This window comes from Streptomyces sp. NPDC001709, from assembly GCF_053596375.1.
This window is the reverse complement of the sequence record NZ_JBSFGB010000020.1, coordinates 160,304-183,669: the sequence shown is the minus strand read 5'-3', so window position 1 is coordinate 183,669 and position 23,366 is coordinate 160,304. Positions and strand designations below refer to the sequence as shown.

Below are 23,366 nucleotides of genomic sequence, written 5' to 3'. Positions count from 1 at the left end.
GAGGGAGATATGCCCCCGCCAGCCAGCGGCACAGAGCCGTCCTACAGCGCCAGCCCCGTCACCAGCCCAAACACTTTTTCAGGGGCAAGTAGCTACGGCCCCCGGGCGCCGCAGCCGTAGCCGTAGCCGTGGCCGTGGTGCGGTGCCCGCCCCGCATCCCGGTCTGGCCGCGGAACAGACGGCCGAGATGCCGGGCGCTGAGGCCGGCGCGCCGCGCGAGGGAGTCGAGGTCGTGGTGCGTCATGGGCCTGCGGGAATTTCCTGGCCTCGTCCAGGCAGAGGAGACAATCGAGAAGCCCTTTGTGATCGTCCAGCGTTGGGGGGCGGGCATGGACGTGCTGAGTGACCTGCTGCACCGGGCTCGCGCCAGGAACGCAGTGGTCAGGAAACTGGTCCAGCGGCCACCGTGGTCGCTGAGTTTCGTCGATGCGCCTCCCCTCACGGTCGTGGCCACGCTCGCTGGGAACGCCTCGGTCCGGTTCGACGACCCGGACGCTGCGCCGGTGCGCCTCGCCGCCGGCGACATCGCCCTCATCAGCGCGACGAGCCGGTACACGATCGCCGACGCGCCGACCACCCCGCCGCAGGTCGTGATCCGGGGCCGGGAGAAACAGGTGATCGACCGGGACGAGTCAGCGGCGGACGTCTCCCGCGGTCTGGCTCCGCGTACGTACGGGGACGGCCTGCCCGGGGCCACGGTCCTCCTCCGGGGCGCCTACGAACTCCGCGGTGATGTGGGCGACCGGCTGCTGGGCCTGCTCACGCCCACGGCGATCGTGCCCGCCGGACCGCGGACCCGGGCGGCACTGGAACTGCTCGCCGACGAGATCGCCCGTGACGAACCCGGACAGGACGCCGTCATCGACCGGGCGCTCGACCTCGTGCTGGTACTGGCGTTGCGAGCCTGGTGCGCCAGACCCGAGGCGACGCCCCCGGCCTGGTACCGGGCGCTCACCGATCCCGCCGTCGGCGAGGCGCTGCGCCTGGTGCACCAGGATCCCGGGCAGCGTTGGACGGTGGCCGGACTCGCCACCCGCCTGGGCATGTCCCGCGCCGCGTTCGCCGCGCGCTTCACCGCCCAGGTCGGCGAGCCGCCGCTCACCTACCTCACCGGCTGGCGGATGGCCCTGGCGGCGGACCTCCTCCGGGACACCGAGGCGACCATCGCGACCGTGGCCCACCAGGTCGGCTACGAGGACGCGTTCGCCTTCAGCGTCGCTTTCAAACGCCTCCATGGCGCCACCCCCTCCATGTGGCGCCGGCAGACACGCCGACCCGACGCCACCACCCACAACTGAGCCGTTGTCAGTGGGGTCCGTTACCGTCGGAACCACGTCGCTGGGTCGTGCTGGAACTGCACCTGCGGCTTCGTGGACGCCGGCACCGTCATCGCCTCGACGGTCGACTCCGACGAGGACGGCAGACACCCCCGCCACCGGATCCTCGACGCCCGCACCCTGGAGATACGCGGGGCGGTCGCCTACCCCACCGTCGGACACTGACGGCACTAGCCGTCGGCGGCTAGGCGGTCGAGCCACTCGCGGAGCAGGTGCTGCTCGGCGCCGCTGAGGACCGTCTGCTCGGGGAGCGCGGCGCGCAGGGCCCGGGCGGCGTCGGCCGGTCCGGTGTCCTGCACGACGGGCTCCTGGTGGGTGATGGCGGCGACCATGGATTCCCGGAGTGCGGTCAGCAGGGCCGGGGGGCGGTCGTCCTCCGGCAGGGACAGCCAGGTGAGCACCGCCCCGCGCGCCGTGGCATGGATGAGCGCGGTCGCGAGCTCCTCGTCGACGCGTAGCCAGCCTCCGGCGGCGAGGCGCCGGACCCGCCCTTTCAGGATCTCCATGCCGGCCCGGAAAGCGGGCGACTCGGCCCTCGTGGGCTCGCTGTGCATGAGCGTGTAGAGCGCCGGATGGGCCAGCCCGAACTCGACCGCCAGGTCCCAGCCGGCCCGCAGGTCCGCGATCAGGTCCGGCGGGTCGGGGTCGACGTGCTTGCTCGCGAGGAACGTGGCGAAGCCGTGCTCGGCCACCGCTTCCAGCAGCCCGTCCTTGTCGCCGAACAGCCGGTAGATGGCCGGAGGTTGTACCCCCGCCGCGTCGGCGACCGCGCGTGTGGTGACCGCGTCCCGGCCCGCGCGCTCCAGCAGGTCGATGGCGGCCTCGATGACCCGCTGCCGGGTCTGCTCGCGGACCGGGGGAGCGCTGTCGGCGTCGGTGGCCGGGTCGTCGCTCCGGCTGTGTGTACGCGAGGGCATGAATCGATGGTATCGGATCATTGCTTCCATCGTTAATATCAGTGATAACGTGAAGTTGATATCACTGGAATCAGTGATCGGCCTCGAATTTCCCTGGAGAGCATCGTGATCATCGTGACCGGAGCCACCGGACAGCTCGGGCGCCGCATAGTCGACGGGCTGCTCACCCGCGTACCCGCGCAGCAGATCGGCGTGAGTGTCCGCGACCCGCGCAAGGCACAGGGCCTGGCCGACCGAGGGGTGCGGGTACGGCAGGGCAGCTTCAGCGACGCCGCGAGCCTCGCCCACGCCTTCGAGGGCGCCACGCAGGTCCTCGTCGTCTCGGTCGACAAACTCGGCGAAGAGGCCGTACGGCAGCACCGGACCGCCATCGAAGCGGCCGTAACGGCGGGTGCCCGCCGCATCCTCTACACCAGCCACATGGGCGCCGGCGCCGCCTCGCGCTTCCAGGCCTGCCGCGACCACGCCGCCACCGAGGAGGCGCTGCGTGCCTGCGGCGTGCCGTTCACCTCGCTGCGCAACGGCTTCCACGCCGCCAGCGCCCTGCAGTTCCTCGGTCCCGCCTTGGAGACCGGCGAGGTCGTACTCCCCGCCGACGGGCCGGTCTGCTGGACCGCGCACGCCGACCTCGCCGACGCGGCAGCCGCCGTCCTGGCCGACGAGGGGCGCTTCGACGGCCCCACCCCGCCGCTCACCGCCGCACAGGCGCTGACCTTCGACGACCTCGCCGCCATCGCCGGGGAACTCACCGGCCGCACCATCACGCGGATCTCCGTTCCCGACGGCCACTTCCGGGAGCAGATGGTGGGCCGAGGCGTCCCCGCCGAGACGGCCGACCAGCTGCTGGGCATCTTCACCGCCGCCCGCGCGGGGGAGTTCACGGCCGTGGACCCGGCCCTGGCCGCCCTCATCGGTCGCGAACCCGTCACGATGGAGGCGGTGCTGCGTGGGCGGCTGTCCAGCGCCTGACGCCAACTCCGTTCGCCTGACAGCACGTTGGGAGGGCGCGATAATCGCCCCCGGCACTGGAATCCGGTACACAGGAGAAGGTCAGTTGCGTCCTCTCACCGACAACCCCGTCACCAGCCCCGCGGACGACTCGTTCCATTTCGGCCCGTACGTCGACGTCCTGCACGCGGCGGTGCAGCAGGCCACGCCGCTGCCGTTGACCGTCGGCGTGTTCGGCTCCTGGGGTGCGGGGAAGTCGAGCTTCCTGCGGCTGTGGGAGCGGCGGTTGAAGACGGAGTCGACCAGGACGATCTGGTTCAACCCCTGGAAGTACGATCGCAAGGTCGAGGTCTGGGCGGCCCTGCTGCACACCATCCTCGCCGAGATGGAGAAGAAGGACACCCTCAAGGAGAAGGCCGTCCGGCTCGCCAAGGCCGCGACGTGGCTCTCGGTGCGCGCGGGCCTGGGCACCGCGGCCGCGCTCGGCACCGGCGGTGTCATCAAGGGCGGTGACGTCGACGAACTGCTCAAGAGCCTTTCCGAGGAGGACTCCCAGCAGTACCGGCAGGTGAACAGCTTCGAGTTCGACTTCGCGGACGCCGTCCAGGAGTTCGTCGGTGAGGGCGGCCGGCTGGTGGTCTTCGTGGACGACCTGGACCGGTGCACCCCCGAGTCGGCGATGACGGTGCTGGAGTCGCTGAAGCTCTTTCTCGCCCACTCCCAGTGTGTCTTCGTGCTGGCCCTCGACCTGGACGTGCTGGCCGCGATCGCCACCAACAAGTTCGGCGACGCCCTCAAGGGGGCACCCTCCGAAGTGGTCTCCGGCATGGCCTACCTGGACAAGATCGTCCAACTGCCCTTCTTCCTGCCGGACGTCGGCTTCGACACCCTGCGCGAGGTGTTCAAGCCCTATGTCTCCGACCTGGCGGACGACGCCTTCTTCTGGGAACTGCTCCGCCGTGGCCTGGGCGGCAATCCCCGTCGGCTCAAGCGCTACATCAACGTCTACAACATGGCTCTGGCCGTCCACCATGCCCAGACCAGGCGCGGTCTGACCCGTGAGTTCCGGCTGCAGCTCGCCGAGTTGCTCATCATCCGGACGCGACACCGCGACTTCTTCCACGTCCTCACGTCCGAACCCTACTCGTGGCAGATCCTGGCGACGTTCTTCGACCAGGTCCAGCTCTCCCCGAGCAACCGTGGGCGCCTCCACATGAACCTGCCCGACTACCTGCGCCCTTTCGTCGAAGACGGGGCCCTCGAACGACTCCTGACCCACGGCGACACGGAGCGTCTCACCCCGCCGGACGGCCCGGCCGTCCTCGCGATGATCAGCACACTGCGCAGCACGGCCGGTCCCGAGGACATCTAGGGCCTGTCCGGCGGATCAGGTCGCAGGAAAGTGACGGCGCCTCATCAGCCCCCGCGTCTGCGACAGGATCCGCCGGACAGGCCCTAGGTATGCCCAGGCCGGTGAGCAGTGAAGGTCGGCCGACCGAAGCGACCCTCGTCCTGCCCGTCTGCGTGCGTGACCTGCTGCCCCGGGATCTGCCCGCATGCACCTGGTCCGGCTCGGCCACCCACCTGCGGCAGGTCGAGCGGGAATTGGCGCGCGCCGCGGCGGGAGAGGTGGACTACCTGGCCGTCTGCACCCCGGCCGATCTGCCGGTGGCGATCGGCGGCGTCGACTACCAGGTGTCCGAGGGCGCAGGGACCCTGTGGCAGCTCGCCGTGCTCCCGGCGCTGCAGTCCCGCGGTCTGGGAACGCTGCTGATCCGGGCCGCCGAACAGCGCATCGTGGGACGCGGCCTGCGCAGGTCGGAACTCGCCGTGGAGGAGGGCAGCCCTCGGGCCCGTGCGCTGTACGAGCGCCTGGGCTATGTGGCGTACGGCCGTGCGCCGGACGCGTGGGACGAGGAAGGACCGGACGGTGTGATCCGCCGGTACGAGACCATGTGCGTCCTCATGCGCAAGGACCTGTGAGCCGTACTCGAAACCGGCGCACGCTCCGCGCGGCGGGCCTTACGGGGCCTGACCGGCGAGAGCCGCCAGGTAGGCGCCGTAGAGCAGGGACACGGCCGCGAGGCCGCCGCACAGCAGACGGGCCCGGGGTGACGGGTTGGTCCGCCACGCTCGTGCCAGGGCGCGAGCCGGCGGGATGAGCAGGGGGAACGCCGGGAGGAGGAAGCGGGGTTTGGAGGAGGAAGGGCCGGACACCGCGACCACCAGCAGGAGCAGGACGCCCGCGAAGACCACCAGAGGCAGCGGGCCGCGGTCCCGGCACAGCAGGCAGAACGACACGATGCCCGCCACGACGACGAGCACGGCCACCGGATAGGTCACGTTGCCCTGCAAGGGCATCGACTCCAGGAACCGCAGGGGCCCGACCGTCAGATCCAGGCGTGAATTCCAGGCGCTCTGCACATGCAGGTAGCCGTGGAACAGGTCGCCGGTCCGCGTGCCCACCCACAGCACATAGCCCGCCCAGCCCAGCGGACCGAGCAGTGTCCCGGCCAGCAGTGCCGGCGAAACGCGCGCACGCCCCCGTACGACCTCGTGCACGGCCGCGGCGGCGACGGCCACAGCCGCTGCGATGCCGTTCGGCCGGGCGAGGCCGGCCAGCAGCGCCAGCACGCCCGCGGCCAGCCAGCGGCACCGCAGCACGGCATACAGGGACCAGGCGGCGCATGCGGTGAACAGCGGCTCGGTGTAGGCCAGGGTGAGGACGACCGACTGCGGCAGTACGGCCCACAGGGCGACCAGAGCGGTGGCGACCGTCCCGCCGTAGAGATGATGGCCGATCGCGTAGATGCCGTACGCGGCGAGCACCGCGGAACTCCAGGCGATCAGCAGACCGGCCTGACCCGCGGTCACATGGAGTAAGCCGCTCACGGCCCGGATGAGTCCCGGATACAGCGGGAAGAACGCCCAGTCCGTCTGGACCGCGCCCGAGGCGGTGATGCGCAACGTGGTGCCGTAGCCGTGCTCGGCGATGTGCAGGTACCAGACCGAGTCCCACGCATGGGCGAGGCTCTTCCCGAACGGGCGGCCGGCGAATCCGTCGACCACCGTCACCAAGGCGACCCCGACGAGACGAACGGCCGCGAAGACGGCGAGGGCCCGGAGAACGCCCGGGGGACCCTCCATCCGACCGCGTCCGGTCTCGCGGGGGCTGTCGGACCGCCGCAACGCGGAGGACATGCTCACCCTTCCGACGATGAGCGGCGACGAACCCGAGCGCAATCCGGACCACGGCCGGGGAGGTGAACCGCGGCTCGGCCGGCTGCCTCAGTCGGGTCGGCCGCTGGACTCGGGGCCGTGGACGAGGAGGGGGTGGGGGCCGCGAGCCGCTCGTCCGGAGCGCAGCACGTCGAGGGTGTTCTTGTGGCTCGTCATCAGCTACGTGGATGACTTCGAGAAGGTGTCGAAGACGGGCGTCAGGTCTCCCCCGACGGGCCGACGACCTGCGGCGTCACGGCGTGATCATGACCTTCAGGGCCTCGCGCCGGTCCATCGCCCGGTACCCCTCGGGCACCTCGTCCAGCGCGATCGTGCGGTCGAAGACGCGGCCGGGGTCGACAGTGCCGTCCAGGACGGCCGGCAGCAGTTCGCCGATGTAGGCGCGGACCGGCGCCGGGCCGCCGGTCAGGGTGATGTTCGGGCCGAAGAGGCTGCCGAAGCCGACGGGGGCCTCCTCGTACTGCGGCACCCCGACCCGGCTGATCACGCCGCCCGGGCGGACGGCGCCGACGGCCATCTCGTAGGCGGGCATGTGGCCGACGGCCTCCAGCACGGCACGCGTGCCGTGGCCGCCGGTCAGCTCGCGCACCTTGGCGATGCCCTCCTCGCCGCGCTCCGGGACCACGTCGGTGGCCCCGAAGAAGCGGCCCAGATCGGTACGGTCCTGGTGCCGCCCCATCAGGATGATCCGCTCCGCACCGAGTTGCCTGGCCGAGAGCACCGACAGGAGACCGACCGCGCCGTCACCGATGACGGTGACCGTGTCACCGGGCCGTACGCCGGCCTGCCTGGCGGCGTGGTAGCCGGTGCCGTAGACATCGGCCAGCGTCAGCAGCGAGGGCAGCAGCGCCTCGTCGACTCCGCCCGGGAGCTTGACCAGGGTGCCCTGTGCCTGCGGTACGCGTACCGCCTCGGCCTGGGCGCCGCCGACACCGCCGACGCCGTAGAAGCCGCCCTTCGGACATGAGGTGTGCAGGCCCTCACGGCAGTACTCACAGGAGTTGTCCGCGTACGCGAACGGGGAGACGACCAGGTCGCCGCGGTGCAGTCCGGACACCGCGGAGCCCAGCTCCTCGACGACGCCGATGAACTCGTGCCCCATCGGCGCCGGGCCGTCCGCGGCGGACAGGGTGTGGAAGGGATGCAGATCGCTGCCGCAGATGCAGGAACGCGTGATGCGTACGACAGCGTCGGTGGGCTGCTCGATCACCGGGTCCGCTGCGTCCTGGACGCGCACGTCACCGGCCTCGTACATGAATGTGGCCCGCATGGGTGTCTCACTTTCCAGAGCTGGACAGCCGGGGGCGGGGACCGTCGAGGATCCGCGGATCAGTGGCTGCGGGTGCGGGGGCCGCCGTACTGCTCGTCGGTGACCTTCTCCAGCCAGGTGGTCTCGGGGCGGTCGTCACCCGTGCCAGTGCTCCTCGCCGGGCGGGCAGGTCACGGTCTGCCCGGGGTGGGCCTCGAAGACGGTGCCGTCGCAGGTGCCGATCAGGGCGATGCCTGCCACCACGTGCAGGGTTTGGCCGACGGCGTGGCGATGCCAGGCGGTGTGGGCACCGGGGGAGAAGCGCACCATGTTGGCGCGCATGCGGGAGGGCTCCTGTCCGGCGCAGATGACGTCGAACCACACGTCACCGGTGAACCAGTCGTCCGGGCCCTTGGCGGTGGGCTGAGGCTTGGCGAACTCCATCGGTTTCCTTCTCGCAAGGGGTGTTTATGTCTTTTCAGGCTTGCACCCCTGCGCAGAAGCGCAAAGGGGAGAGTCCTCCCGGGAGCGGAAGATCCTGGGAGAAAAACATCCTGGGAGAAAACTCTCCCCGAACTGAATTCCCTCGCGGCCGCGCTCATCACCGATTTCGGCGCGGTTCCCGAAAAGCACCGGAATTACGTCCGCCTGGTTTTCACGGACCCTGCCATGCCCCTGTGTCGCGCAGTTGCGCATGGAAGCCGCGAAATGCCCCGACGACCCCCGGCTGAGCGCACTCGTGGGAGAACTGTCCGTCCAGGACGCGGACTTCCGTACCTGGTGCGGTGCCCACCACGTCGCCACGGCTTGCGCATCCTCGCCTCATGGGCCTCCGAACAGCGCGGCGGCGGCAAGGCCGTCATCGCCACCGACCGGCGCCGCGGCTACCGCACCGCCATACGCCGTCACGGGCTGGGCGACCAGGTGCGGATCCTCGCCGGAGACAACACCGAGGCGGCCGGGGAACGCGCCGTCCTGCGTCTGCTCGGCGGCCCTCGGTTGCCCACCGCGGTCGCGACACGCTCTCCAGGCTGAGCTGCTTCAACCTGATCACCGTCAGCCAGAGCGCCCGGGAACAGGCCCGCCATGCGGTGGCCGGCGCCGTCGCACGGCTCGACCAGGACCGTACGGAGCCGCGCGAGGTCGTCCTCACCCCGCACCTGATCGTGCGCGGCACCACGGCCGTACCCGCCCGGCGGTCACCGCGGGATGCGCCCACCCCATGACCGATCACACACTGGTGGGGTACGGACCGGATCGGCAGACGTGGAAGAAGTTGATGTCGATGATCTCCGACATGGTTCTCGTGCCCACCACGGACGCCACGCTCCCCGGTGACCTCGTCGTCCCTGCGGCGGCGCGGGCCGTGGTGCTGTTCGCCCACGGCAGCGGCAGCTCGCGGCACAGCCCGCGCAACCGGATGGTGGCCGCCGAGCTGCGCACCGCCGGGTTCGGCACGCTGCTGATGGATCTGCTCAGCGAACGGGAGGAGCGGCACGACGCGCTCACCGCCGAGCACCGCTTCGACATCCCGCTCCTCGGCCGACGGCTCGTGGCCGCGATCGACTGGCTGGACACCCAGCCCGACACCCGCGGTCTCCCGGTCGTCCTGTTCGGCGCCAGCACGGGCGCCGCGGCGGCGCTGGTGGCCGCTGCCGAGCGGCCGGACCGGGTGCTGACCGTGGTGTCGCGCGGCGGCCGGCCCGATCTGGCGGGCGACGCCCTGGAACAGGTGCGGGCCCCGGTCCTGCTCATCGTCGGCGGCCAGGACCAGCAGGTGCAGGAGCTGAACGAGGAGGCGGCACGGCGCCTGCGGGCCCCGCACTCCCTGTACGTCGTCGAGGGAGCGACGCACTTGTTCGGTGAGCCGGGCGCGCTGGAAGAGGTCGCCGAGACGGCCAGGCGGTGGTGCGACGAGCGTCTGCTCTTCCTGCGGGAGTCCGGGTAGCCGGCGCGGCAGGACATGTGACCGCTCGGCGCGACGGCACCGGCGAGGCTGCTGTCCAGCATGCCGAAACCTCGCCGGGGCCGGAGCGTGCGCCGCACGGTCTGCGAGGTCTGTCAGTCCGGACCCGATCTGCCGAAAAACTCGCCGTAGCGGGCCGGAAGCGCGGACAGGAGACGGTCGAGCTGCAGGTCGGGAACCGCGTCGGCGACCGTGGACAGCACGGCGTCCGCGTCCCACTCCGCGGTGCGGGGCCGGGCGCCGGTCTGCACGGACACCCGCCGCAAGAACTCGTCGCAGTCGAACGTCTCGGGACGCCCCCGGTCCAGCTGCAGGGCCTCGTCCAGCGGGGCGGGCAACCGCGCCGCCAGCTCGTCGGCCTCGTCCGGCGCGATCCGGGTCGCGAGCACCCACAGGACCGCCTCGCAGACGCGCTCGGCCTCCTCCCGGCTCCGGTACTCCCCCCGGTCACGGACCTGGGCCAGGAACTCCTCCAATTGCACGGCGGCCTCCCACTGTCGTCCCAGGCCATCACGGCGAGCCGCACCCTTCCCGTCCGCCGCCGGGCGAAGACACCGGGAGGAGCGGGTGCCCCGTCGGGCCACCACCCGCCAAGTGCCCGCCGGGCGCCCCTCGAAAACGGGCGCCCGACGGGCCGGCGGCGCGGCGGATCCGGCTCGTGGTCCCGGGTCCGGGAGAAACCGGAGGACGGCATCGACATCAGCTTCCGCAAGCGGGGTGCCGTGGCGACACCGGCCGGCCGATGTCGGCGGGCCAACCGGGCCTGACACGCGCGGCGAACTCCGCGAAGTCCACGCGGAGAAACCGCGGATCGGACGGCTTCAGCCGCACCTGCCTACGGCAGTCCACCCACCAGACCTCGAAGTCCGCGACCGTACCCTCGGCCGGCCAGCGTTCCTCCTCCGCGGGCAGCAGCAGGACGTCGACGAAGCCCCCGACCCGCAGACCGATGTCCACGAAGATCCCGATCGCACCAGGTCGGGGCACCTTCACGACGGTGCCCCGGAAGACCTGCCCGAAGCGCAGAGTCTCCCGGATCCGCTCCCACTCCACAGCCGTGACCATGGACGCATCCTCGCAGTCCGTGGTCCGCGGGTCCGCTACAGCTCCGCTCGTACCGCGCGGGCCGCCGCGATCAGGTTCTCCAGCGAGGCCCGGGTCTCCGGCCAGCCGCGGGTCTTCAGGCCGCAGTCGGGGTTGACCCACAGCCGTTCGGCGGAGATCACCCGCAGGCCCGTGCGCAGGAGTTCGGCCATCTCCGGTGTGCTGGGTACGCGCGGGGAGTGGATGTCGTAGACACCGGGTCCGGCCTCGCGCGGGTAGCCGTGGGCGGCCAGTTCCCGGGCGACCCGCATGTGGGAGCGGGCGGCCTCCAGGCTGATGACGTCGGCGTCGAGGTCGTCGATGGCCTGGACGACATCACCGAACTCGGCGTAGCACATGTGCGTGTGGATCTGGGTGTCCGGGCGTACGCCACCGGTGGTGAGCCGGAACGCCTCGGTGGCCCAGGCGAGATAGCCGGGGCGGTCGGCGGCGCGCAGCGGCAGCGTCTCGCGCAGCGCGGGCTCGTCGACCTGGATCACCGGGGTCCCGGCCGCCTCCAGGTCGTCGACCTCGTCGCGCAGGGCGAGGGCGACCTGCCGGGCGGTCTCGGCGAGCGGCTGGTCGTCGCGGACGAACGACCAGGCGAGCATGGTGACGGGGCCGGTGAGCATGCCCTTGACGGGGCGGTCGGTGAGCGACTGGGCATAGGTCGTCCAGCGCACGGTCATCGGCGCGGGCCGGGAGACGTCACCGGCGAGGATCGGCGGGCGGACGTAACGGGTGCCGTACGACTGGACCCAGCCGTGCCGGGTCGCCAGGTAGCCGGTGAGCCGTTCCGCGAAGTACTGGACCATGTCGTCGCGTTCGGGCTCTCCGTGCACGAGGACGTCCAGTCCGGCCTTCTCCTGGAAGGAGATCACCTCCTCGATCTCGGCCTGGATACGCGCCTCGTAGCCGTCGGCGTCGATCCGCCCGGCGCGCAAGTCCGCGCGGGCGGTCCGCAGTTCGGCGGTCTGCGGGAACGAACCGATGGTGGTCGTCGGCAGCAACGGCAGTTCGAGACGGGCGCGTTGGGCCGCGGCCCGCTCGGCGTACGGCTGCGAGCGGCGGGCGGCGGACTCGGTGACGGCGGCCGCCCGGGCGCGTACGGCCGTGTCGTGGGTGAGGGGGGAGTGGGCGCGGGAGGCCAGGTCGGCCCGGTTCGCGGCCAGTTCCGCGGCGATCGTGTCGAGGCCGTGGGTGAGGCCCTTGGCGAGGGTGACGATCTCGGTGGTCTTCTGACGGGCGAAGGCGAGCCAGCGCAGGATCTGCGGCTCGACGTCCCGTTCCATGGCTGAGTCGAGGGGCACGTGCAGGAGGGAGCAGGACGCCGAGACGTCGACCCGGTCGGCGAGACCCAGCAGGGTGCCCAGGGTGGCGAGGGACTGCCGCAGGTCATTGACCCAGATGTTGCGGCCGTTGACGACTCCGGCGACCAGCCGCTTGCCGGGCAGTCCGCCGACCGCGGCCAGGGCTTCCAGGTTGGCGGCGGCCCGCTCGGTGAAGTCCAGGGCCAGACCCTCCACCGGAGCCTTGGCCAAGATGGGCAGGGCCTCACCGAGCCGGTCGAAGTAGGAGGCCACCAGCAGCTTGGGCCGGTCGGCGAGGGCACCGAGCACCCGGTAGGCGCGGGCGGCCGCGTTCAGCTCGCCCGGGGTACGGTCCTGGGCGAGGGCGGGCTCGTCGAGCTGGACCCACTCGGACCCGGCCGCCCTCAGATCGGCCAGGATCTCGCCGTACACCGGCAGCAGCCGGTCCAGCAGGGCGAGCGGGTCGAAGTCGCCGGCCGCGCCGGGTGCGGGCTTGGCCAGCAGCAGATAGGTGACGGGACCGACGAGGACCGGGCGGGCGGCCAGGCCCAGGGCGAGGGCCTCCCGCAGCTCGGCGACCTGCCTGGCGGGGTCGGCCGCGAACACCGTGTCCGGTCCCAACTCGGGCACCAGATAGTGGTAGTTGGTGTCGAACCACTTGGTCATCTCCAGCGGTGCGACGTCCTGGGTGCCGCGCGCCATGGCGAAGTACCCGGCGAGCGGATCCGCGGCGACCGCTTCCCGGTGGCGTGCGGGGATCGCGCCGAGCATGACGGTGGTGTCGAGTACGTGGTCGTAGTACGAGAAGTCGCCGGTCGGCACCTCGTCGATGCCGGCGTCCGCCAACTGCTGCCAGCTGCCCCGCCGCAGCTCGGCGGCGGTGGCCGTCAGCGCGTCGGCGGTGACGCGGCCCTTCCAGTAGCCCTCGATCGCCTTCTTCAGCTCCCGGTTCCGACCCTGGCGGGGGTAGCCGTACACGGTGGCCCGTGCTGCCACGGCTGCGGACGTGCTGGTCACGGAGATCTCCTTCGCGAGATGAATCCCTGAGATCCCGGGGACGGGACGAGAACGCGAAGGGGCGACAGCCCGGACGGCAGCGGCCCACGGCCGTCCGTTCGGTGCATACGACGCCGACCCGCCCTCGAGGTCACCGGGATGTCCGCGCACGAGTCGTCCCGCGCGCGGGCAGTTGGCAGGTCTTCGGACTCGCGGGCACGCCCATGCCTTTTGCCAAGGCGAGGACACCTACTGGCCGTCGCTTCCCAGGCCCGCTACGGGCCCAGTGCGTATGACGGCGGTCGTTCCCGCTCACCGCTGCGGGGCAGTCCCGGATTCCCACCGGGTTCCCTCTTACGACGCTCCCGCCTGGCTGACGGGGCGAACCAGCTGCAGGGGCCAGCCTAAGGGGCCGCCAGGGACGAGGTGGATCACGTTCACCAATTCGGATGGTGAGGTGGGACACGCGGCCGAAGTGCGTCGTCCCGCGAGGCTCGGGAACGCGGCCTCAAGTCGTCGTCGGCGTCTGGCGCGGCCGGCGCGGCTCGTCGCCGGCTGGGATTGAAGCCGGTCGGGTGATTGACGGGCCGGTCCCGGCTCGGGTGCGGCCCCTCGCGGGCTCGGCCGGAGAGACTGCCGCCATCCCGATGGAGGTGGCGAACATATGCTCAGCGACAGCACGGCGACGATCCTTGCCGAGAGGCCGAGCGTGGCGGCGGTCGTCGCCGGCGCTCCGCGCGTGGCGCAGATCGCGGCGCGGAGCAGCGACGAGACGGAGACCGCCCGGCGCCTTGCGCCCGAGGTGGTCGAGGCGGTGCGGGAGGCCGGATTCGCCCGGCACTTCGTGCCCGCGGCCTTCGGCGGTACCGAAGGCCGTTTCGTGGACATGACCTCGGCGGTGACCCTGGTGGGCGAGGGCTGCGCCTCGGCGGCCTGGGCCGCCTCGCTGTCGGCGTACGCGGCCCGGTACGGCGCCTACCTGCCCGTGGAGGGGCAGGCGGTGCTCTGGGGCGATGGGCCGGACGCCCTGATGGCGGGCGCGCTCATGCCGGCCGGGAAGGCGGAGCCCGTCTCCGGTGGCTGGCGGCTGAGCGGCGAGTGGAAGTACATCAGCGGGGTGCGTTTCGCCGACTGGGTCTTCGCCTGCTCCGCCGTACCCGGCACAGTGGGCCCCGACGGGCGGGGCGAGGTGCGGTTCTTCGCGGTGCCGCAGGCGGACATCACCGTGAAGGACACCTGGTTCACGCTCGGCATGCGCGGGACCGGCAGCGACACGATGGTCCTGGACGACGTGTTCGTGCCAGGGCATCTGACCCTGTCGAGGTTCGACATCAACGCGGGGCGGGCGACGGCCTCCGAGGCCCGCTGCCACACGGTGGCGGTGAACGAGGTGAACGCGCTGCCGCTCGCCGTGCCCGTCGTGGGCGCCGCACGGGGTGCGGTGCGGGCCGCTGCCGAGCAGAGCATCCGGCGGGTCGACCGGCGCGGCGCCCCGCTGCGTGACAAACCGTCCGTGCAGATCGACCTGGCGCGCTCGGCCGCCGAGGTGGACGCCGCCGAACTCCTCGTCCAGCGGGCGGCGCGGGTCGCCGACGGCGTCGAGGCGACCAAGGAGGGCGAGGCGGCGGCCCGCGGTCCGCGGGACTTGGCACTGGCGGTGGAACTGTCCGTGTCCGCCGTAGAGCGGCTCTTCCGCGGCACCGGGACGACCGGACACTTCGAGGGCGACCCGGTCCAGCGGTTCTGGCGGGACGTCAACACCGCCGCGTCCCACGTGATCTTCTCCTTCGAGACGGCCGGGGCGGCCTACGGGGCCTGGGCACTCGGCGCCGAGGGCGCGGAGCCGAGGCGTTGACCGCGCCGACCGTGTCCGTCTGCCGGGTCACTTGACGAATCGGTACTTCAGGTGGGTGGCGAGAGACGTGTCGCCGCCCGGGTTCTCGATGCTGACGTCGGCGCCGGCGACGTAGCCGCTGAAACTCCGACCGAACCGCAGAGAGACGGGTGTGGCCGCAAGCACAAGATCCGGACCCCCTTCCTTTTCCACGCACGGCACGGATACGACTGGGGGTGACGAACCGGCTCGACGAACGCGATGCGGAGAGGAACAGGCCATGAGCGACGAACGGCTCGAGGGCGGTTGGCATGTGGACGAACGGTGCACGAACTGCGACGTCGCGCGGCAGCTCGCGCCCGGCCTGATCGGTGAGGTCGACGGCCGCTCGGCCGTTCTGCGCCAGCCGCGCGACCGAACCGAGGTCCGGCAGCTCCACGCCGCCGCGCATGCCTGCCCCACCCGGTCGGTCCGGCCCCCGGGCGGGCGGCTGGACGCGACACTGGATCCCTTCCCGATGGCGCTGGACGACACCGTGTACCTGTGCGGACACAACTCCACGCACACCGCAGGGGCCAACTCCTACCTGTTACGCCGCCCCGACGGCACCGCGATGATGGTGGACACGCCGCGCTGGAGCACGTCGCTGGCCGCGCGCTACGAGGGGCTGGGCCCGGTCACCGACGTCCTGCTCACCCACCGCGACCACGCCGCGCACGGCCGCCGCTACGCCGACCGCTTCGGCGCCCGGCTGTGGATCCACGAGGGGGATCTCGATGCCGCCCCGGAAGCCGACCGCGTACTGCGCGGCACCGACCCGGCGGAGATCGCCGAAGGGGTGATCGCCTACCCCCTGCCCGGCCACACTCGAGGCAGCGTCCTCTTCCTGGCGGACGAGCGGTACTGCTTCAGCGGCGACAGCTTCTACTGGTCGCGCACCACGGCGGACATCGAGGTGGCCGAGAGCGTCACCTGGTACTCCATCAGCGAACTGGCCGCCTCCCTGGCCCGGACCGCGAGCGGACTGCGCTTCGAGTGGCTGCTGCCCGGCCACGGCGACCGCCGCCGCCTCCCCGCCGACGACATGGCCCGCCGCCTGCACCACCTGACAAAGCGCACCCGCGAACTGAGGCCCCGTCCCATCGACTTCACCGCTGTGCGCTGGTAACGGGTCGGTCCGGGCCAGGGGTTCGTACGAACTTGACGCTGAGGCGGCTCGCCCCGCTGTCATCACCGGCCCGGAGGATACTCAGTCGAGACAGAACTCGTTGCCCTCGATGTCCTGCATCACGATGCACGAATCGTTGCCGTCATACAGGAGTCGCACCCGTACCGCGCCGAGCGGGATCAGACGGGCGCACTCGGCTTCGAGCGTGGCCAGGCGCTCCTCACCCACGAGGCCGGTGCCGACCCGCACGCAAAGATGCACCCGATTCTTGACGACCTTGCCTTCGGGAACACGCTGAAAGAACAGTCGCGGGCCCACGCCCGAGGGATCACTGCATGCGAACCATGAACCCTGATCCTCAGGAGGCCGGGAGCGGTCGAAATCGTCCCACGTGGCGAACCCCGCCGGTGGCGGCGATACGACGTACCCCAACACCTCGCACCAAAAGCGAGCGAGGCGCTCTGGTTCCGCGCAGTCAAAGGTGACTTGGAACTGCTTGATCGATGACATCGGCGCACCATAACAGGGGGGCTTGGAGATCAGGTGATCAATCCGGACAGCCCGAGCGAACGATGCATCCCCGGCGGCGCAGCCGTTGAACACGTGGCACGTGTCGCCGTCGTCACCGCGCCCAACCTCGGCTACCGCAACACAGGAATGCTGACCGTCGACCTGGCCTTCGAGTCCCTGCGCCGGCGTATGGGCACCGAGATCGACACGACTTGGTACACCCTTCACCCGCCGGAGACCGTACCCCTGCGCGCATGTGCGCAGGGCACCGGATTCCCGTTCCGCTTCCGTGCACTGGCCGAGCACCTCGACACGCTCCGCGACCACGACGCGGTCGTCTTCTGGGGCGACTTCCTGCACGCACGGCACTATCTGACACAGGACGCGACGAACCGTCTGCTCGATTTCGGCATGGCGGCGGACCGCGCCGCCGCCCGTACTCTGCTCAACCGCACGCTGCTGCTCGCGGACCAGCCGGACGACCTCCTCGCGCGCACCCTCAGCTACGGCGGCACGATCCTGCACAACGCGCAGTCCGACTACGAGGACAGGGAATACGGACCCCCGTTCTCACGCCTGATGACGCGAAGCCACCGAGTCTGGATGCGTGACCCGCTGTCGGCTGCCAAGATCGCGCACTTCCGTGGGGACCATACGACCGAGTACTTCGGTGCGGACGCGGCGCTGCTGTCCCGTCCGGGTGACCTCGACCACCTGCCGACCACACCATGGTCGGTGGATCTCCCGGATGATGGGGCGATCGGTGTCTTCCTCGGCGCGCGTACCCCGATCCCCGGTTGGCTCCCCGCCTTCTGCCAGGGCCTTGCCGATCGGTTCGGAGCCCCGCTGGAATGGCTGCCCTGGTTCGACCGGGACATCCCATCCCAGGTCGGCCACATCGCGCCCCGTCCCGGTGACCACACCGTCGGCGACCTGGTGCGGGTTCTGTCCAGGTACCGGCTGGTGATCACCGACACCTACCACCTGTGTGTCAACGCATGGGGTGCGGGCACCCCGGTGCTGTGCGTCGGCGCCCCCGGACCGGCTCCGACGGCCGAGGACGACTACCTGACGCTGAGCGATGTGAAGAAGCATGTGTTCCACATGGCTTACGACGCGGCGGACTTCTATCTGTCCACCCTCCCCGACACCCGGGAGGCCCACGAGCGTCGCGCCGACCGGGTCGTACACCTCGTAGAGGGCGGCGGAGCCGACGCCGTCGCCGCGCGGATCCGCGACCACGCCGACCATTCGGCGACCGCCTTCACCGAGACACTCACCTCGCTGCTGTACGCGACTCGTTGACGACGGCGATCAAGCCGCGCCGGCGGGCCGGCGCGAACGTGCTGCGCGCCCAGCCGGCGAACGTCGTCCAGCGGATCTCCGGATGCGCGGTGTGCAGGGCGGGGATGTCCACGCGGCAGCCGGGGCCGTTCAGGAAGGTCCACATCGGGTGCATAGGCACTGGACATCGCCGCCTGCTACAGGGCGCGGCGCAGCAGCGTGGGGTGGGGTTCGGTGTCAGGGGCACGGGGAGCTTCCTGGGTGTGCGGGGAGCCGGTCGGGCCGGCCCGGCGGAAGGCCTGCCGACGGCCGAGCAGCGCCCTTGATGATTGCCGGAGCGATCCCGTGTTGACGGCCGCTGACCGCAGGGTGATAGTTGAAGGTAGAACAATATGTGTCGGGAGGCGGTCCACGGTGAGCAACGTCGAAACGAAACCCACGGAAGTGCGATGCGGGGGAGCGGTGGACGGTCGGCAGTCGGCGGAGACGGTGCAGGTCGACGTGCTGACGCCGCGCGATGTGCCCCTCGGCGGCCCCAGGGCGATGACCGTACGCCGCACACTGCCGCAACGCGCCCGGACCCTGATCGGCGCCTGGTGTTTCGCCGACCACTACGGCCCCGACGACGTCTCGGTGACGGGCGGCATGGTGGTCGCCCCGCATCCGCACACCGGCCTGCAGACGGTGAGCTGGCTGTTCACCGGAGAGATCGAGCACCGGGACAGCATGGGCAACCACGCCTATGTACGGCCCGGCGAGCTGAACCTCATGACGGGCGGGTACGGCATCGCCCACTCGGAGGTCTCCACCCCGCGGACCACCCTCCTGCACGGCGTGCAGCTGTGGGTGGCCCTGCCGGAGGGGCACCGCGACACCGGGCGGGACTTCCAGCACTACGCACCCGAGCCCACGCTGATCGACGGGGCCGAGATCAGGGTCTTCCTGGGTTCCCTCGCGGGCCGGGTCTCCCCGGTGCGGACGTTCACGCCCCTGCTCGGCGCCGAGATCGTCCTCCAGCCGCGCACGACCCTCACGCTCGCCGTCGACCCCGGCTTCGAGCACGGCCTCCTGGTCGACCAGGGGGAGGTGCGCCTGGCCGGCACCCTGGTGCGCCGGGCGGAGCTGGGCTATGTCCCCACGGGTGCCGACGCGTTGACGCTGACGAACGAGTCGGACGACATCGCCCGAACGGTGCTGCTCGGCGGAACCCCGTTCGAGGAGGAGATCGTCATGTGGTGGAATTTCATCGGGCGCAGCCACGAGGACATCGCCAAGGCCCGGGACGACTGGCAGAACTCCTCCGATCGCTTCGGCGCCGTCGAAGGGTATCCGGGACAGCGGCTGCCCGCCCCCGCCCTGCCGAACGCCGTCATCACACCGCGCAGGAATCCACCGCGCCACTGAAACGTCCGACGCCTCACCCATCCCTTGTGAAAGGCACCCGATGAGCCAGCACGCCGCCGCCCCCACCGTCCAGCGGAATGACGTCAAGAACCGGTACGAAATCCTGGTCGACGGCACGCGTGCCGGACTGACCGCCTACCTCGACCACGGTGCTCAGTGCGTCTTCTACCACACCGAGGTCGACGACGCCTTCGCCGGACAGGGCCTGGCCTCCCGCCTGGTCCAGGAGGCGCTCACCGACGTGCGCGCGTCCGGCAAGCGGATCGTGCCCGTCTGCCCGTACGTGGCCAAGTTCCTGAAGAAACATGAGGAGTTCGCCGACATCACCGACCCCGTGACCCCGGATGTCCTGCAATGGCTCGAGAACGAACTGGGCTGAGGCATCACTGTGTTGCCTGCGGCGCCGGCCCGGAGGGAGAAAGCCTGACCCGCACAGCAAGATCGTTGTAAAGTCACTCGATGAGGCGCGCCGGCCGGACCACCGGCAGTGTCCCCACCTCGAGCCCCGCAGGACGCATCTAACGACGCATCTGAGGCAGTGCTCATTCACGAATTCTCGACTTCTGGAGAGCCGATGCGCCGTGCCCTGCCCTTGGCCGCCGTTGCCGCGTTTCTGTGCGCGGGCTGTGCCGCGAGCGATGGAGCGAAGCCGGAGACCGGCTCGTCCTCACCGGCCGCCGGCGGCGCCGTGCGCGCAGCCGTCACCAAGACCGGTACGACCAGCGCGCGCCTGCACGAGCGCATCGAGGTCACGGGTCGGGGAGAGACGTACGTGCTGACCGTCACGGGTGGGTTCGACTTCGCCCGTGACCGGGGCTCCCTCGCGGTCGACTTCCCGGAGGGCGGCATCTCGCACCTCGACGAGACCTTCGCGGACGGCAAGGTCTATGTCAAAGGTGCCTCCGGCGTCGATGCCGGGGTGTGGGGCGTGATGCCCCGTGACAAGACCGAGGCGCACTACGCCCTTCGAGCCCCGGTCAACGACCCCGAGCACGTCTTCCGCCAGATATCCGCGATGGAACGTGTCTCCCGCCAGGGCGAGGAGACCGTCCACGGCGTACGGGCCGTGCACTACCGCGGGATGCTCGACCACAAGACCCTCACGCTCAGGATGGCCCGTGAGGTGCGCTCGAAGATGGACCGGGCTCGGGACATGCTCGGGGACGACCTTCCCGTTTTCGCCGACGCCTGGGTCGACGCCCGGGGCCGGCTCGTGCAGGCCCGCATGACCCTGGGCCTCGTCGCAGGCCAGGTGAAGGTGACGATGGAGCTGTCCGGGCTTGGCACACCGGTGTCGGTGAAGACGCCCCCGCCCGGCGACACGGTCCCGGCCACCAGCATGAGCGGGGTGCTGAGCGGCTGAGCCCGTCTCCGGCGCGGGCGGCGGCCTTCGAAGCCAGGTCGTGGAGCAAGTCGCCGCCGGCCGGACACCGTCGGCCGGGGCGGCATCGGATCCGGCATCGAGGCCGTACCACCCTGGTGGTCACGGAGGGCAGTTCGCCGCGCCGAGCGGGAGGCCCGGTGCGAAGGCGCCCTCGGCAGCCAGCCAGCCAGCCACAAGGCAGGCAGGGTGTCGTCGGCCGCGAGCGCCACCGGCCAGGCCCAGTCGTACAGCCGCTCGAAGGAAGGGTGGCCGAGGAGATTCAGTGGGTGGCTCCCTCGGTGACCTTCAGGTCGTGCTCCGCGGGGGTGCCGGCGGCGGCGACCAGCAGGGCGCGCAGTCCGTGGGCGACCGTGGTGGGTTCCAGCGCCGGGGCGGTGCCGTCCGTGACCTGCTCCGGGGCCCACGGCACATGCGCGAAACCGCCGCGGGCGTGCGGGAACTCGGTGGCGATCAGATGGCCGAGGCCGTACGCGACGTGGTTGCAGACGAACGTGCCGGCGGTGCTGGAGACGGCGGCCGGGACACCGGCCGCGCGCAGGGCGGCGACGCAGGACTTGATGGGGAGGGTGGAGAAGTACGCGGCGGGGCCGCCCGGGACCACGGGCTCGTCGATGGGCTGGTTGCCCGCGTTGTCGGGGATACGTGCGTCGACGACGTTGACGGCGACGCGTTCGACGGTGACGCCGGGGCGGCCCCCGGCCTGGCCCAGACACAGGACCAGGTCGGGGGCACAAGCATGGAGGGCGGCGCGGAGCGCGTCGATGGACTCGCCGAAGACACAGGGGAGTTCGGTGGCGGTGACCGTGAGTCCGGCGGGCGGCTCGGCCGCCACCAGCGAGGCGGCCTGCCAGGACGGGTTGACCTTCTGGCCGTCGAAGGGGGCGAAGCCGGTGATGAGCACGCGGGGCATGACACTTCCTTCACGAGAAGCAGAGGCCGGTATCGGTCAGAACGCGAAGAGTGCCATGATCACGGTGGCGCAGACCAGCAGCGGCAGGGCCGTCGGGATCTGTGCCTTGATGGGGCCGTACTGGTCCTTCAGTTCCAGCAGGGTGGCGGGGACGATGTTGTAGTTGGCGGCCATCGGTGTGCAGAGCGTTCCGGAGAAGCCGGCCAGCATGCCGATCGCGAGGACGGCCGGCGTATTGCCGTGCATCTGCTCGATGAGGACGGGCCAGCCGATCGCCGCCGTCATCACCGGGAACGCGGCGAACGCGTTGCCCATGATCATGGTGAACAGGAACATGCCGAGGCAGTACGCGATGACGGCGAGGTACTTCGAGTGGTCCGGCAGGACGTCGTGCACGATCCGGCCGACCTGGGTGCCGACCCCGGCCAGCGTGAAGATCGAGCCCAGGACGGCGAGGAGCTGGGGCAGCAGGAGGGCGGAGCCCATCGCCTCCAGCATGGCGCGCCCGGAGTGGAGCGGCACGGACAGCTTCCGCTCGCCGGTGACCAGCATGCCGACGCCGAGGGCGACGAGACAGCCGATGCCGAGCCCGAGGAGAGTGGCCTTGCCGGTCTCGAACAGTCCGGACTCGTCGAGGAACGAGGCGCAGACGATGGCGACGAACGGGATCGTCAGGGCGGGGACGAAGATCCTGCTGCCGAGCCGGGTCGCGGAGGTCTCACGTTCCTCGGCGGTGCTGGTGACCGGGACACCCTTGCCGAGGAAGTTGAATCCGGCCAGCACGATCAGGGCGAGGACGGCGATGCCGAGCGGTTCGGCGGGCAGGGTCCAGCCGCCGTTCTTCGCGGTGGCGTTGGCGACGCCGGTGCCGTAGGGAAAGCTGAGCCCGAGCAGACCCCAGAACGCGGCGGAGGTCCACCGCTTGGGGTTGCTGCGGTCGGCGGCCATCTGCACGGCCATGACGACGAAGACGAAACCCACCAGCCAGTAGAGCCATTCGACCTTGATCACTTGTTGGTCCCCTTCGGAAGCGGCAGGTCGTGTTCGGCGGCGGCGAGCGCCATGTCCCGCTGCAGCTGCCGGTCCAGGAGCAGCAGCCGGGCACCGTGGATGAGGAAGGCGCAGACGGCGAGCGGGATCGCCCACAGGGCCAGCTGGGTCGGTTCGAGGCTCTGGTGGTACGTCGAGTTGACGAAGCCGGTGATCAGGAGGATCGAGCCGATGGCGATGAAGCAGTCCTCGCCGAAGAAGAGACCCACGGTGTCGGCCGAGGCCGCGTAGGAGCGCACCTTCTCCCGGAGGCGCTCGGGCAGCGGCGCCCCCGTCGAGCGCTCGGCGGCGGCCTCGGCCATGGGGGCGACGAGGGGCCGTACCGTCTGTGCGGGACCGCCGATGCTGTTGAGGCCGAAGGCCGCGGTGACCTGACGGACCAGCAGGTAGACGGTGAGGAACCGGCCGGCGCTGAGGCTGCCGAGCCGTCCGATGAGCCTGCGGGCCTGTTCGCGCAGGCCGTAGCGCTCCAGGAGGCCGATCACGGGGAGGACGATGGCGAAGACGGTGACCGAGCGGCTGTCGGCGAAGGACCGGCCGAAGGCCGCGAGGACCTCCAGCGGGTTCATCCCGCCGATCAGGCCGGTGAAGACACCGGCGACGCCCACCACGAGGACGGGATTGCGGCGGGTGACGAATCCGAGGATCACCACGACGACGCCGAGGAGAACGATCATGCGGTGGCCTTAGGCGTGAGCGGGCACGACGCCCGAGCGGCGCGGATCCGGGGGCCCGAATCCGTGAGGGATGCCCGGACCCTAGGGGATCGTTCAACG

General features: G+C 70.9%; 26 protein-coding genes, 2 pseudogenes and 1 riboswitch. Of the genes and pseudogenes, 15 read left to right on the top strand and 13 right to left on the bottom strand.

Translation table 11 applies throughout. The annotated features are described in order from the left end of the window. The first annotated feature begins 329 nt into the window (after window positions 1-329). Together ACWC0C_RS27900 and ACWC0C_RS27895 are read left to right on the top strand one after the other, a co-directional pair. Window positions 330-1,298, top strand: a complete 969-nt coding sequence (locus ACWC0C_RS27900; protein ID WP_450866629.1) for an AraC family transcriptional regulator — start codon at window positions 330-332, stop codon at window positions 1,296-1,298. Between the two features lie 72 nt (window positions 1,299-1,370). Then, window positions 1,371-1,502, top strand: coding sequence for a hypothetical protein (locus ACWC0C_RS27895; RefSeq protein ID WP_450866628.1), 132 nt, complete (start codon window positions 1,371-1,373; stop codon window positions 1,500-1,502). A gap of 5 nt (window positions 1,503-1,507) precedes the next feature. On the opposite strand, the gene ACWC0C_RS27890 is transcribed toward ACWC0C_RS27895, so the two are convergent. Further along, entirely contained in the window at window positions 1,508-2,254 is a 747-nt protein-coding gene (locus ACWC0C_RS27890) for a TetR/AcrR family transcriptional regulator (protein WP_450866626.1), read from the bottom strand. 105 nt (window positions 2,255-2,359) lie between these two features. Here ACWC0C_RS27890 and ACWC0C_RS27885 point away from each other — a divergent pair, with 105 nt between their 5' ends. From ACWC0C_RS27885 to ACWC0C_RS27875, 3 genes are all read left to right on the top strand, one after another. Further along, window positions 2,360-3,223: an NmrA family NAD(P)-binding protein gene (locus tag ACWC0C_RS27885; RefSeq protein ID WP_450866624.1), complete on the top strand. Its 864-nt coding sequence runs from the start codon at window positions 2,360-2,362 to the stop codon at window positions 3,221-3,223. Window positions 3,224-3,308: 85 nt separating this feature from the next. After that, on the top strand, window positions 3,309-4,574 hold the full coding sequence (locus ACWC0C_RS27880) for a KAP family P-loop NTPase fold protein (RefSeq protein WP_450866623.1): 1,266 nt from the start codon (window positions 3,309-3,311) through the stop codon (window positions 4,572-4,574). Between the two features lie 89 nt (window positions 4,575-4,663). After that, complete coding sequence (locus tag ACWC0C_RS27875; protein WP_450866621.1) at window positions 4,664-5,185, top strand: GNAT family N-acetyltransferase; 522 nt, start codon at window positions 4,664-4,666, stop codon at window positions 5,183-5,185. 39 nt (window positions 5,186-5,224) lie between these two features. Here ACWC0C_RS27875 and ACWC0C_RS27870 read toward each other — a convergent pair whose 3' ends face one another. The 3 genes and pseudogenes from ACWC0C_RS27870 to ACWC0C_RS27860 form a co-directional block, all read right to left on the bottom strand. Beyond that, window positions 5,225-6,403 (bottom strand): hypothetical protein, encoded by a 1,179-nt coding sequence (locus ACWC0C_RS27870; protein WP_450866638.1) that lies wholly within the window; start codon window positions 6,401-6,403, stop codon window positions 5,225-5,227. A gap of 271 nt (window positions 6,404-6,674) precedes the next feature. Next, the gene (locus ACWC0C_RS27865) at window positions 6,675-7,712 is read right to left on the bottom strand and encodes an alcohol dehydrogenase catalytic domain-containing protein (protein WP_450866620.1); all 1,038 of its coding nucleotides are present in this window, start codon (window positions 7,710-7,712) and stop codon (window positions 6,675-6,677) included. A gap of 59 nt (window positions 7,713-7,771) precedes the next feature. Beyond that, window positions 7,772-8,135 (bottom strand): annotated as a pseudogene (locus tag ACWC0C_RS27860) (cupin domain-containing protein). Between the two features lie 135 nt (window positions 8,136-8,270). Here ACWC0C_RS27860 and ACWC0C_RS27855 point away from each other — a divergent pair. The 4 genes and pseudogenes from ACWC0C_RS27855 to ACWC0C_RS27840 all read left to right on the top strand — a co-directional run. After that, window positions 8,271-8,493: pseudogene (locus ACWC0C_RS27855) on the top strand (MmyB family transcriptional regulator); the annotation flags it as partial. A 5-nt stretch (window positions 8,494-8,498) separates the two neighbouring features. Further along, window positions 8,499-8,726, top strand: a complete 228-nt coding sequence (locus ACWC0C_RS27850) for a hypothetical protein (RefSeq protein WP_450866641.1) — start codon at window positions 8,499-8,501, stop codon at window positions 8,724-8,726. 56 nt (window positions 8,727-8,782) lie between these two features. Then, a complete protein-coding gene (locus ACWC0C_RS27845; RefSeq protein WP_450866639.1) occupies window positions 8,783-8,917 on the top strand; it encodes a hypothetical protein in 135 nt (44 codons plus the stop codon). A 59-nt stretch (window positions 8,918-8,976) separates the two neighbouring features. Next, window positions 8,977-9,639 (top strand): dienelactone hydrolase family protein, encoded by a 663-nt coding sequence (locus ACWC0C_RS27840; RefSeq protein WP_450866636.1) that lies wholly within the window; start codon window positions 8,977-8,979, stop codon window positions 9,637-9,639. Between the two features lie 113 nt (window positions 9,640-9,752). Here the strand turns inward: ACWC0C_RS27840 and ACWC0C_RS27835 are convergent, their stop codons facing one another. The 3 genes from ACWC0C_RS27835 to metE form a co-directional block, all read right to left on the bottom strand. Beyond that, entirely contained in the window at window positions 9,753-10,139 is a 387-nt protein-coding gene (locus ACWC0C_RS27835) for a DUF2267 domain-containing protein (protein ID WP_450866618.1), read from the bottom strand. A gap of 217 nt (window positions 10,140-10,356) precedes the next feature. Then, window positions 10,357-10,722, bottom strand: coding sequence for a hypothetical protein (locus ACWC0C_RS27830; RefSeq protein WP_450866616.1), 366 nt, complete (start codon window positions 10,720-10,722; stop codon window positions 10,357-10,359). Window positions 10,723-10,757: 35 nt separating this feature from the next. Further along, window positions 10,758-13,067, bottom strand: a complete 2,310-nt coding sequence (gene metE / locus ACWC0C_RS27825; protein WP_450866614.1) for a 5-methyltetrahydropteroyltriglutamate--homocysteine S-methyltransferase — start codon at window positions 13,065-13,067, stop codon at window positions 10,758-10,760. Between the two features lie 169 nt (window positions 13,068-13,236). Continuing rightward, a riboswitch (cobalamin riboswitch) is annotated at window positions 13,237-13,439 on the bottom strand. Window positions 13,440-13,710: 271 nt separating this feature from the next. Here metE and ACWC0C_RS27820 point away from each other — a divergent pair. Further along, the gene (locus ACWC0C_RS27820; RefSeq protein WP_450866613.1) at window positions 13,711-14,901 is read left to right on the top strand and encodes an acyl-CoA dehydrogenase family protein; all 1,191 of its coding nucleotides are present in this window, start codon (window positions 13,711-13,713) and stop codon (window positions 14,899-14,901) included. A gap of 27 nt (window positions 14,902-14,928) precedes the next feature. Here ACWC0C_RS27820 and ACWC0C_RS27815 read toward each other — a convergent pair whose 3' ends face one another. After that, on the bottom strand, window positions 14,929-15,066 hold the full coding sequence (locus tag ACWC0C_RS27815) for a hypothetical protein (protein WP_450866612.1): 138 nt from the start codon (window positions 15,064-15,066) through the stop codon (window positions 14,929-14,931). 94 nt (window positions 15,067-15,160) lie between these two features. On the opposite strand from ACWC0C_RS27815, the gene ACWC0C_RS27810 reads away from it, so the two are divergent. Further along, window positions 15,161-16,048: an MBL fold metallo-hydrolase gene (locus tag ACWC0C_RS27810; protein WP_450866610.1), complete on the top strand. Its 888-nt coding sequence runs from the start codon at window positions 15,161-15,163 to the stop codon at window positions 16,046-16,048. Between the two features lie 81 nt (window positions 16,049-16,129). Here the strand turns inward: ACWC0C_RS27810 and ACWC0C_RS27805 are convergent, their stop codons facing one another. Next, window positions 16,130-16,558, bottom strand: coding sequence for a VOC family protein (locus tag ACWC0C_RS27805; protein WP_450866608.1), 429 nt, complete (start codon window positions 16,556-16,558; stop codon window positions 16,130-16,132). A gap of 93 nt (window positions 16,559-16,651) precedes the next feature. Between ACWC0C_RS27805 and ACWC0C_RS27800 the strand changes: the two genes are divergently transcribed. After that, window positions 16,652-17,863 carry a hypothetical protein gene (locus ACWC0C_RS27800; protein ID WP_450866607.1) on the top strand — a complete coding sequence of 404 codons (1,212 nt, stop codon included), beginning with the start codon at window positions 16,652-16,654 and terminating at the stop codon, window positions 17,861-17,863. On the opposite strand, the gene ACWC0C_RS27795 is transcribed toward ACWC0C_RS27800, so the two are convergent. Continuing rightward, window positions 17,835-18,008: a hypothetical protein gene (locus ACWC0C_RS27795; protein WP_449194500.1), complete on the bottom strand. Its 174-nt coding sequence runs from the start codon at window positions 18,006-18,008 to the stop codon at window positions 17,835-17,837. The genes ACWC0C_RS27800 and ACWC0C_RS27795 overlap by 29 nt on opposite strands. A gap of 248 nt (window positions 18,009-18,256) precedes the next feature. Here ACWC0C_RS27795 and ACWC0C_RS27790 point away from each other — a divergent pair, with 248 nt between their 5' ends. From ACWC0C_RS27790 to ACWC0C_RS27780, 3 genes are all read left to right on the top strand, one after another. Then, window positions 18,257-19,246, top strand: coding sequence for a pirin family protein (locus ACWC0C_RS27790; protein WP_450866605.1), 990 nt, complete (start codon window positions 18,257-18,259; stop codon window positions 19,244-19,246). A gap of 40 nt (window positions 19,247-19,286) precedes the next feature. After that, entirely contained in the window at window positions 19,287-19,625 is a 339-nt protein-coding gene (locus ACWC0C_RS27785; protein ID WP_450866603.1) for a GNAT family N-acetyltransferase, read from the top strand. Window positions 19,626-19,820: 195 nt separating this feature from the next. Then, window positions 19,821-20,609, top strand: coding sequence for a hypothetical protein (locus ACWC0C_RS27780; RefSeq protein ID WP_450866601.1), 789 nt, complete (start codon window positions 19,821-19,823; stop codon window positions 20,607-20,609). Window positions 20,610-20,889: 280 nt separating this feature from the next. Here ACWC0C_RS27780 and pcp read toward each other — a convergent pair whose 3' ends face one another. The 3 genes from pcp to ACWC0C_RS27765 are packed head-to-tail and all read right to left on the bottom strand — an operon-like array spanning window position 20,890 to window position 23,267. After that, entirely contained in the window at window positions 20,890-21,540 is a 651-nt protein-coding gene (gene pcp / locus ACWC0C_RS27775) for a pyroglutamyl-peptidase I (RefSeq protein ID WP_450866599.1), read from the bottom strand. 36 nt (window positions 21,541-21,576) lie between these two features. Then, a complete protein-coding gene (locus tag ACWC0C_RS27770) occupies window positions 21,577-22,551 on the bottom strand; it encodes a DUF979 domain-containing protein (protein WP_450866598.1) in 975 nt (324 codons plus the stop codon). Next, window positions 22,548-23,267: a DUF969 domain-containing protein gene (locus ACWC0C_RS27765; protein WP_449194494.1), complete on the bottom strand. Its 720-nt coding sequence runs from the start codon at window positions 23,265-23,267 to the stop codon at window positions 22,548-22,550. Before ACWC0C_RS27765 ends, ACWC0C_RS27770 begins: the two co-directional genes overlap by 4 nt. Window positions 23,268-23,366 lie beyond the last annotated feature (99 nt).

Bases quoted from the DNA above. Each gene is read 5' to 3' on its own strand.
- ACWC0C_RS27900 (WP_450866629.1), top strand. From the start codon at position 330: ATGGACGTGCTGAGTGACCTGCTGCACCGGGCTCGCGCCAGGAACGCA.
- ACWC0C_RS27890 (WP_450866626.1), bottom strand. From the start codon at position 2,254: ATGCCCTCGCGTACACACAGCCGGAGCGACGACCCGGCCACCGACGCC.
- ACWC0C_RS27875 (WP_450866621.1), top strand. From the start codon at position 4,664: ATGCCCAGGCCGGTGAGCAGTGAAGGTCGGCCGACCGAAGCGACCCTC.
- ACWC0C_RS27870 (WP_450866638.1), bottom strand. From the start codon at position 6,403: ATGTCCTCCGCGTTGCGGCGGTCCGACAGCCCCCGCGAGACCGGACGC.
- ACWC0C_RS27865 (WP_450866620.1), bottom strand. From the start codon at position 7,712: ATGCGGGCCACATTCATGTACGAGGCCGGTGACGTGCGCGTCCAGGAC.
- ACWC0C_RS27840 (WP_450866636.1), top strand. From the start codon at position 8,977: ATGATCTCCGACATGGTTCTCGTGCCCACCACGGACGCCACGCTCCCC.
- ACWC0C_RS27830 (WP_450866616.1), bottom strand. From the start codon at position 10,722: ATGGTCACGGCTGTGGAGTGGGAGCGGATCCGGGAGACTCTGCGCTTC.
- ACWC0C_RS27820 (WP_450866613.1), top strand. From the start codon at position 13,711: ATGCTCAGCGACAGCACGGCGACGATCCTTGCCGAGAGGCCGAGCGTG.
- ACWC0C_RS27810 (WP_450866610.1), top strand. From the start codon at position 15,161: ATGAGCGACGAACGGCTCGAGGGCGGTTGGCATGTGGACGAACGGTGC.
- ACWC0C_RS27805 (WP_450866608.1), bottom strand. From the start codon at position 16,558: ATGTCATCGATCAAGCAGTTCCAAGTCACCTTTGACTGCGCGGAACCA.
- ACWC0C_RS27795 (WP_449194500.1), bottom strand. From the start codon at position 18,008: ATGTGGACCTTCCTGAACGGCCCCGGCTGCCGCGTGGACATCCCCGCC.
- ACWC0C_RS27785 (WP_450866603.1), top strand. From the start codon at position 19,287: ATGAGCCAGCACGCCGCCGCCCCCACCGTCCAGCGGAATGACGTCAAG.
- ACWC0C_RS27780 (WP_450866601.1), top strand. From the start codon at position 19,821: ATGCGCCGTGCCCTGCCCTTGGCCGCCGTTGCCGCGTTTCTGTGCGCG.
- pcp (WP_450866599.1), bottom strand. From the start codon at position 21,540: ATGCCCCGCGTGCTCATCACCGGCTTCGCCCCCTTCGACGGCCAGAAG.
- ACWC0C_RS27765 (WP_449194494.1), bottom strand. From the start codon at position 23,267: ATGATCGTTCTCCTCGGCGTCGTCGTGGTGATCCTCGGATTCGTCACC.